Source organism: Lysinibacillus sp. FW301-JW8 (assembly GCF_058788755.1).
Window position 1 is genome coordinate 1 of the sequence record NZ_JBYTBB010000123.1, and the last position, 6,415, is coordinate 6,415.

A 6,415-nucleotide genomic window follows, 5' to 3' on the forward strand; every position below is an offset into this window, starting at 1 on the left:
GAGACAATTTTACTAGAATGCAATGCCGAATGGATTCAGTATGGCTCTTAGTCAAGCACATGTTTTGGTGAAGAGCCGAAATAAAATATTTAAAAATTTATATATTTCTATATACGAACTATTTTCATTTTGTTACGATGAGTGATATTAATTGAATATGGAACAGCAGGGGAGATACAGCATGTGGCACAATCGGAATGTATGGATTATTTTATTAGGTGAATTTGTTGTAGGTCTTGGCTTGTGGGCTGGAATTATAGGAAATCTCGCTTTTATGCAAGAGGTTGTACCTTCTGATTTTCACAAATCTTTAATTATTTCTTGCGGTATATTAGCGGGTCTAGTAGTTGGTCCATTGGCTGGACGCATTATTGATCGATCGAGGAAGAAAACTGTTGTACAGCAGGCAAGTGTCGCACGAATTATTAGTGTTCTTTTTATGTTTATGGCACTTTATACAAATTCGGTTATTTGGATGATTCTTTTTTTAATAACCTTGCAAATTGCGGCAGCCTTTTATATGCCTGCCCTTCAATCAATTATTCCTATGATCGTTAAGGATAATGATTTAATGGCCTTAAATGCATGGCAAATGAATGCACGGACAATTTCGAGGATTATTGGTACTGCCGCAGCAGGATTTATGTTAAGCTTCTTTGAGCTGAAATGGTTGTACATTATTTCATTTATCGTCTATATTATTATGTTTATTATTACAAGTTTCCTACAGTTGGATGAAACGGAAAATTCATCTTTAGCGAATAAGGAAAAGGGTAACTTCAAAGAGGTTCTACCAATGGTAAAGGAGCATCCTATTGTCTTGATGACTCTAGTCCTAATGCTTATTCCAACATTATTTTTAGGATCCTTTAATTTAGTCATTATGAAGATTTCCGAAATTCATCAGTCAACGACTATCTCAGGATTATTATACACAGTTGAAGGCATCGGTTTTATGCTGGGAGCAGCTGGCTTGAAGATGATAGCAGAGCGGGTGAAAATAGGGACATTGCTCTTCACCTTAGCATTTATTATTGGTTCAATGGAGCTAATGCTCTTATTATCAGATATAAAATTCTTTGCACTACTGACATTTGGCGTTTTTGGATTTTCAGTAGGATGCTTTTTCCCAACTACTATGGTCATTTTTCAAAAGCAAGTACCTAAAGATTTCCACGGTCGATTTTTCTCCTTCCGCAATATGATTGATTCTGTCATCTTTCAGGTTGTCTTATTATCAACAGGGATGATGCTTGATTTAATTGGACTAAGTGGAATGGGGCTTGTTTTTGGGATTATAAGCGTGAGTCTAACGATTTCTTTTTTACTTTATTCAAAGAAAAAGAATGTTGTGATGCAGGTACAATAATGAAAAAAAGTAAGAGTCCATTTTGAGTTTGTGTCAAAATGGGCTCTACTTTATAGGCATACCTAAGCCTTATTCAAAGACAATCATTTCTCCGACTTCTTTAAATCCGAAGCGTTTATAAATATTTTTTCCGTCCTCTGATGCCTGTAAGACTACTGGCTTTTGTTTATCGATTGTTTGACTGAGTAGGAACTGAAACATCTCACTGCCATAGCCTTTGCCCCTAAACGTTTCTTTTGTCATCACATCATAAATACCATAGCTATCATTACTTTCGATTAATAATCCTGTAGCTACAGGCATTTCCTTTATACAACCAATAAACATTCGAGCATTTGATGCTAATTTTTCCTGTGAGAATTTATGAAAATAAATTTCTAGCGCATCTCTTTCAGGTGTTCCTTCAAATAAACTTAGAAAAACCTCTTTATATTGTAGAAGCCCTTCCTTATTGCTTACTTGTGTAATGTTAAGATGATTGGAAATTCGTTGACCGGTATAATGTGTATGGTCAAGATTCATCATAATATTTCGTTCAGCTTCCTTTAAGTCATATTCCTTTATCAATTGCAGCCAATCATCGCTTAGATTGTTGACATCCACCCACGTACTGAAAGGATGTTTTTTTACAATGAAATCATTGATTCCTTGTTTAATATGATTTTCGTTATGAATTGTAGGGGATTTTGCTAATAACATATTAAATGTATCAGTAGGAATCTCTGTGTTGGCTATTACAAAGTCAACTTCCTTTATCAATTGTCCAGAAATTACATGAGTAAACAGTTTTAGTTTTTCCTCTAAATTACTTATCACTAATTGTTGATTTGTTTTCATAGTTTTCAACCTTCCACTTTTAGTAGTGCGCACTATATTTCATTATAAAGTCAATGAAAGATAAAAAATACGGAGTTCACCATTTTTATATCCTCCCATAATTTTCAGAAAATATGTTTAATAATTTTTCCTTTCATTTTTTAATATAAGTCAACTGAACCCCTTTCTTGTTTGACAAAAGGTTGCTTTTAAGCATAAAATTCAACTATTCAATAAATTAATTGAATAGTTGAAGGGTGGTTTGTTGAATGGTTGATGAACGAAATTTAAAGGACTTATTATATCAAGAATTTGCAAGAATAGGGAAATGCCTATCAAGTCCAAAACGATTAGAAATTCTTGATATTTTATCACAAGGCCCTAAATCTGTGGAGGCATTAGCCAAAAGTACAGATATGTCAGTAGCGAATGTATCGCAACATTTAAAAGTACTATTTAATGCAAGACTAGTCATGTTTAAAAAAGAAGGAAATTTTGTTATTTATGAACTAGCAAATGAAATCATAGCCGATTTTTTAACTACCTTCCATGCATTATCTGAAAAACAACTTATTCAGGTTCAACAAATAAGGGAAGAGTTTTTAAATAATCAACTTGGATTAGATGGGGTCACTCTTACAGATCTTGCTAGCCGTATGGATAAAGGGGAGGTATTGTTACTAGATGTAAGACCTAAGGAAGAATATGAAAAAGCACATATTCCGGGAGCGGTTTCGATTCCTATTGAGGAATTAGAAGCGCATCTAGCATCTTTACCAACCAATTGTGATGTTGTTGCATACTGTAGAGGACCTTATTGTTTAATGTCTGCCGAAGCTGTAAAAATTCTGAAGGCAAGTGGAATTAATGCTTTTCGATTAGAAGAGGGCGTTAGAGAATGGCAGCAATTAGCGAAATAATTACATGGAATTGGGGGAATAAGGGATGAAATTAGGTATTATTTTAGAGACAAAAGAGCCAGAGAAAGCCTGGAATGCGTTTAGGTTTGCGAATGCTGCACGAATGAAAGAGCATGAAGTAAAAATATTTTTAATGGGTGAAGCTGTAGAATGTGAAACCATTGAGCATCCAAGTTTTAATGTGAAAGTACAAATGAATAAATTTGTAGAATTAAAGGGTGAGCTTTTGGCGTGTGGAACATGTTTAAAATCGAGATTACTAGATGAAACATCTTCTTGTCCAATTTCTACAATGGATGACTGTGTTCAGGTTGTCGAATGGGCTGACAAAATGGTCACGTTTTAACATTTGAGAAAAATAGAAAGTAGGTGCTATGAAATGTTTAGTAAAACACAAGATTCTGTTGAACTTTATATAGAATCACCCGAAAAGCTACAAAGTCTATATAAGCGTGTGTTGATGGTTGTTAGTCTATCTCAAATATTCGGTGGAGCAGGACTTGCTGCAGGTATCACGGTAGGTGCTCTTTTAGCTCAACAAATGCTAGGAACGGATGCTTATGCAGGAGTACCGTCCGCTTTATTTACGTTAGGGTCGGCAGGTGCCGCTTTAATTGTGGGAAGATTATCACAGCGTTATGGGCGTCGTACAGGTTTATCAGCAGGGTTTATTGTAGGAGGTCTAGGTGCTATAGGTGTCGTGATGGCTGCCATGATGAATAGTGTCATTTTATTATTTGCCTCACTTCTAATCTATGGAGCAGGTACCGCAACCAATTTACAAGCCCGCTATGCAGGAACTGATTTAGCAAATAATAAACAACGAGCAAAGGCTATTAGCACAACCATGGTGATGACTACATTTGGGGCGGTTGCAGGTCCGAATTTAGTAGAAGTCATGGGGAAATTTGCATTATCCATTGGTATTCCTGCATTAGCTGGTCCATTCCTCTTATCAGCAACAGCATTTATTTTAGCAGGTCTAGTCCTATTTATTATGCTGCGACCTGATCCATTAGAAATTGCGCAAAGGATAGAAGCACATAAACAAAAGTCTGCATCTGAAAATAATACTCAATCCATCCAACCAACAACCAATAAAAGAGGTCTAGCAGTCGGTGCAACAGTTATGGTACTTACTCAGATTGTAATGGTTGCTATCATGACGATGACACCAGTACATATGAAGCATCATGGGCATGGCCTGACAGAAGTAGGCATTGTTATAGGATTTCATGTAGGCTCCATGTATCTTCCTTCTCTTGTAACAGGAATACTTGTTGATAAAATCGGACGCACAGCTATGAGTATTGCTTCCGGGATTACATTGTTATTCGCAGGTTTATTAGCAGCATTCGCACCGAGTGATTCGATGGTGCTATTAATCATTGCACTTTCTTTACTAGGATTGGGCTGGAACTTTGGCTTAATTAGTGGTACTGCTCAAATAGTAGATTCGACAGAGCCCTCCACTCGTGCAAAAACGCAGGGGAAAATGGATGTTTTAGTGGCACTCGCAGGAGCTTCAGGTGGTGCTCTTTCAGGCATGGTAGTGGCAAATGCAAGTTATGCAATACTATCTTTAGTAGGGGGGCTTTTATCCCTATTACTTATCCCAGTTGTCATTTGGTCTAGAAGAGCTTGATAAAGTTAGAAAGTCACTAAAAGACACTAAAGTTATATCTATTTCATAATTCTAGTAGATTAAAAGAGGAGGTCCAATTCAGGTTAATGGACTTCCTCTTTTAAAATTTATTCAAATATTTGTGCCGTTCCTGAATTTATGGTGACAAGAGTTCAATATGTCTCTTTTGGAGTGAACTGGCCGATGCCCTTTAATTTTGAGTCAAAAAATTCCAGTATTAATTCATTTTCAGTTTCAATACAATATAATTTATCAATATCAGCTTTTCCACGTTGTAGAATATTTGCCAGTATAGGAGAGAAAAGCGATAAATCGGTCAAGCTTAAATGTTTTGCCCCTTGGAGATGAACAGTATATGCTTCTTTGAAGTGTTCATTATTAGGTTTGTTTGCTATATAAATGGGACTAATTTCGAGCTGTCTCCAAACATCATCGGAATAAATGTTAAGGAGTGGGGTTGTAAAATCCTTGCTACTTGCTATAAAATCATCCAGTTCTTTCTTATAAATAAGTTCACTAAAGAAAGGGGCATCGATATTTACTACTGCACTTATATCATCACGCTCTCTGTCTAGCCAAACACTTGCTGCACCGCCCATTGAGTGACCAAATACACCAATTTTCTCTGTATGGATATGTTGATAAATGGGGTCATTGTCACTTTCGGCTTTTGTAAGTATTGTGTCAATGACAAAATTCATATCGTCCGTTCGTAGCTTCATCCATTTTTGAATGAGCCCATAGAGTTCTTCCTTTGTGTAAATACCTTCTTTATTAGAATTGGTGATTTCATAATAATAATCTTTATTGATCATGGTCACTATTCCATCCTCTGAACGAGTAAAGAAGGAATGATAGGGATGATCGATGGAAACGACTACATAACCATGGCTTGCCAGCTCAGTATATGTAGAGGCGTTACTTTCCTTGATACCATATGCTCCATGTGAGAATACCAAAAGCGGATATGTTCCATCTGCCTTTTTTGGATACCAAAATTCCACATTCACGAATCTGTTTTGTTTCGTGTCTATAAATTCCTCGATGCGGTCTTCATCGTAAAATGTTTCAGTAGCGGTGGCGACTTCATATTCTCCTGTCACTTTTGGTGATGGATACTGTGGAAAAATAATGACAGGTGAAAGTACAAATACAAATGTCATTATCATCATAATGGACTTCCACACAATGCTAGAAGTTTTGTAGGGTTTGTTATTTGTTTTCTTAAGGATAAGAGTTACTGTACCATTTACGGCTAATAAGAGAAGTAGTATAGCAAGCATTACCCAGCTAAAATTCCAGACAAGCACTGATGAAATAGTAAGTAACACAAATACTATAAATACAGCAATCCTAATCCAATTCTTTATTTTGTTATGGTTTTGCTTAGTCGCTATGCAGTAGATTGCAAAAGCAATCTCGAAAATCACAGCCATTAGTAATAGTAAAATTCCCATTGTTGTTCCTCCACCTCATAATTTTATGAAATCATCATAATAAACAGATGGAAGGATGTATATGGAAAAACAGTAAGTTGTATTCACAAGCCAATAAGATGCAAAAAAACGGTAAGCTCTAATGCTTACCGTTCATGTTGTTGAAATACTATTATGTCAATGAAATCAAGGTGACAAATAAAAAAATATAGCTCTTTTTCAAAACGAG

Annotated in this window: 6 protein-coding genes; 4 read left to right on the top strand and 2 right to left on the bottom strand. The window is 35.9% G+C overall.

Features of this window, described 5'->3' with window-relative positions:
* The first annotated feature begins 181 nt into the window (after nucleotides 1-181).
* Nucleotides 182-1,369, top strand: coding sequence for an MFS transporter (locus AC3WOM_RS26275; protein WP_427548767.1), 1,188 nt, complete (start codon nucleotides 182-184; stop codon nucleotides 1,367-1,369).
* 69 nt (nucleotides 1,370-1,438) lie between these two features.
* Here the strand turns inward: AC3WOM_RS26275 and AC3WOM_RS26280 are convergent, their stop codons facing one another.
* Complete coding sequence (locus AC3WOM_RS26280) at nucleotides 1,439-2,206, bottom strand: GNAT family N-acetyltransferase (RefSeq protein ID WP_492449042.1); 768 nt, start codon at nucleotides 2,204-2,206, stop codon at nucleotides 1,439-1,441.
* Between the two features lie 248 nt (nucleotides 2,207-2,454).
* On the opposite strand from AC3WOM_RS26280, the gene AC3WOM_RS26285 reads away from it, so the two are divergent.
* Genes AC3WOM_RS26285 through AC3WOM_RS26295 form a run of 3 tightly spaced genes read left to right on the top strand, consistent with a single transcriptional unit; the run spans nucleotide 2,455 to nucleotide 4,750 of the window.
* Nucleotides 2,455-3,105, top strand: a complete 651-nt coding sequence (locus AC3WOM_RS26285; protein ID WP_492449045.1) for an ArsR/SmtB family transcription factor — start codon at nucleotides 2,455-2,457, stop codon at nucleotides 3,103-3,105.
* A 25-nt stretch (nucleotides 3,106-3,130) separates the two neighbouring features.
* Nucleotides 3,131-3,451 (top strand): DsrE/DsrF/TusD sulfur relay family protein, encoded by a 321-nt coding sequence (locus tag AC3WOM_RS26290; protein WP_492449047.1) that lies wholly within the window; start codon nucleotides 3,131-3,133, stop codon nucleotides 3,449-3,451.
* A gap of 33 nt (nucleotides 3,452-3,484) precedes the next feature.
* A complete protein-coding gene (locus AC3WOM_RS26295) occupies nucleotides 3,485-4,750 on the top strand; it encodes an MFS transporter (RefSeq protein WP_492449050.1) in 1,266 nt (421 codons plus the stop codon).
* Between the two features lie 152 nt (nucleotides 4,751-4,902).
* On the opposite strand, the gene AC3WOM_RS26300 is transcribed toward AC3WOM_RS26295, so the two are convergent.
* Nucleotides 4,903-6,207: an alpha/beta hydrolase family protein gene (locus AC3WOM_RS26300; protein ID WP_492449053.1), complete on the bottom strand. Its 1,305-nt coding sequence runs from the start codon at nucleotides 6,205-6,207 to the stop codon at nucleotides 4,903-4,905.
* Nucleotides 6,208-6,415: the final 208 nt, after the last annotated feature.